Annotated in this window: 2 protein-coding genes and 1 tRNA gene; 1 reads left to right on the top strand and 2 read right to left on the bottom strand. The window is 60.0% G+C overall.

Annotated features, from left to right (window positions below):
- Positions 1-443: polysaccharide biosynthesis protein (locus A3764_RS16290; RefSeq protein WP_161487503.1), on the top strand; the 443-nt coding region annotated here is incomplete at its 5' end.
- A 90-nt stretch (positions 444-533) separates the two neighbouring features.
- On the opposite strand, the gene htpX is transcribed toward A3764_RS16290, so the two are convergent.
- Together htpX and A3764_RS16280 are read right to left on the bottom strand one after the other, a co-directional pair.
- Positions 534-1,451: a zinc metalloprotease HtpX gene (gene htpX / locus A3764_RS16285; protein WP_067921825.1), complete on the bottom strand. Its 918-nt coding sequence runs from the start codon at positions 1,449-1,451 to the stop codon at positions 534-536.
- A 138-nt stretch (positions 1,452-1,589) separates the two neighbouring features.
- Positions 1,590-1,675: transfer RNA gene (locus tag A3764_RS16280), tRNA-Leu, on the bottom strand.
- Positions 1,676-1,791: the final 116 nt, after the last annotated feature.

The following is a 1,791-nucleotide window of genomic DNA, read 5'->3' as shown; positions in this document are numbered from 1 at the left end:
ACTTGACGCGGTTTTTCATGACCATTCCCGAAGCGGCCCGTCTTGTGCTCTTGGCGGGGGCATATGCTACCGGCGGTGATGTTTTCGTGCTCCATATGGGCGAGCCGCAGAAGATCATCGACATCGCGCATCGCATGATCACGCTGTCCGGACTAAAGGTGAAAGACCCCGTCACCGGGGAGGGCGATATCGAGGTAAAGGTCACCGGACTTCGGCCCGGCGAAAAGCTTTACGAAGAGTTGCTTATCGATGACGATAGCCTCCTTCCCACGCCCCATGCCAAAATCCTGCGGGCGCAGGAGGGTATGTTGAGCCAGATCGAAGTGGCTTCGATGCTGCGAGAATTGCAGAACGCGATTACCGACGCGGATACGGCACGCTTGCGCAGGTTGATCGCGACGCGGGTCGAGGGCTACCACGTTCAGGGGGTGACTGCCGGCTAGCGGATACCCTGCCGGTTATCGGCGCGAGTGAATGCCCGCGCGCCCTTGGGCTAATGCGCCGAAAGCTCGATTAGCACCTCCGCACCGGGATCATTTCCACGGCCCTTTCCGCTGCCGCTTCCCAACCTTGGGCAACGCGCTATCAACAGGTTGGCGCAAGTGCCTGTTTTTTGTGGGTTCATCTGACATGGCACGCAAGGCCGCGATCCGGTTTTCGGTGGCGGGGTGGGTCGCGAACAGGTTGTCATGCTTGTGCGCATGCAGTGGATTGATGATGAACATATGGGCAGTTGCGGGGTTCCGCTCTGCCGCGTGATTGTCGATCCGACTCTCACCCATTGCAATTTTCTCAAGCGCCGAGGCAAGCCAGAGCGGCTCGCCGCAGATTTCCGCACCGGCCTTATCCGCTGCATATTCCCTGTTCCGACTGATCGCCATTTGCACCAGTGCCGCGGCGAGCGGTGCAAGGAACATCATCATCAATGTCCCCATCAGCCCCAGCCGCTCCCGCGCGCCGCCGAAGAAAAACGCGAAATTGGCAAGCATGGAGATCGCACCGGCGAAAGTGGCGGTAACGGTCATGATCGCTGTATCGTGGTTGCGGATATGCGCAAGTTCATGCGCGATGACGCCTGCCAGCTCCTCCCGGTCAAGGCTCCGGAGCAGGCCGGATGTTACTGCTACTGCGGCATTCTCGGGGTTGCGGCCTGTCGCGAAGGCGTTGGGCTGGGGCGTGTCGATCAGGTAGACCTTGGGCTCCGGCATGCCCGCGTTTTGGGCAAGCCGGGAAACCATGTCATGCAACCCGAGTCGATCCCCCGGCGTAACGGGCTGCGCGTTGTGCATGCGCAGCACCATCCGGTCCGAGTTCCACCATGTGAATGCGTTCATCCCGGCCGCCACCACGAAGGCGATCAAGGTGCCGCCCGCGCCACCGATGAGGTAACCCACGCCCATGAAAAGCGCCGTCATCGCGGCCATCAGAACTGCCGTTTTCAGATATCCCATATCCAACCTCAACATTCGTTTCAGGCTTAGAATAGGGATATGGCGTTCGAAGAAGGGCGTACAAGTGGGGCAGCCGAGCGCACGTCAGGCGGAAAGGCTGCGAAACACGTCGCGGGAGCGGAAATTTGTCTCGAAAATTGGTGCCCAGGAGAGGACTCGAACCTCCACACCGTTGCCAGTACTAGCACCTGAAGCTAGCGCGTCTACCATTCCGCCACCTGGGCAGGTGTCGTGAGGGCGGGATTTAGGGATGTCTGGCCGGGCTGTCAATCGCATATTGTGGCGATATGGGCAAAAGCGGCAGATCTTTGCGGGCATGACCGACCGTCGCGCTGCGCAG

Origin of the sequence: Sulfitobacter sp. HI0129 (assembly GCF_001635395.1) — a bacterium.
GTDB lineage: Bacteria > Pseudomonadota > Alphaproteobacteria > Rhodobacterales > Rhodobacteraceae > Sulfitobacter.
Note: the sequence above shows the minus strand (reverse complement) of the source record. Positions and strands in the feature narration are given on the sequence as shown.